The sequence below is a fragment of the Variovorax sp. Root473 genome, assembly GCF_001426505.1.
GTDB lineage: Bacteria > Pseudomonadota > Gammaproteobacteria > Burkholderiales > Burkholderiaceae_C > Variovorax.
This window is the reverse complement of the sequence record NZ_LMEV01000020.1, coordinates 407,926-408,355: the sequence shown is the minus strand read 5'-3', so window position 1 is coordinate 408,355 and position 430 is coordinate 407,926.

Genomic DNA, 430 nt, shown 5'->3' with positions numbered 1-430 from the left:
CTTCGCCAAAGAAACGTAGGNCAAAAGAAAGGCGACCCTGCTGTCTGCGTCCCTGCGCTTCGCTTCGGGCAACCTGCGGTGCTCACGTTTCGCGGGGTCTCGCAGAACTCGCTTCGCTCAGACAGCTGCGAGCCCTGATCCGCGAAACGCTCCGCTCCTCGGCGCATACAGAAGGGGTTTGGATACCAACGGGCCTTTGCTTCGCTCGGCCAGTGAGCAGCAGCAGGCGCTTCGCGCCTGCTGCTGCTCGCATGGGGCGTGACGTTGAAATGGGCAGGGCGCTGGCGCAGGTGCAGACACATGTACACGTGCGAGTGCGAGTGCGAGTGCGAGTGCGAGTGCGAGTGCGAGTGCGAGTGCGAGCAAACCCGTGACATCAGGCTGCTGGAAGTTCCCGGGCCGAGCGAAGCAAAGGCCCGAAGTTCCCCCT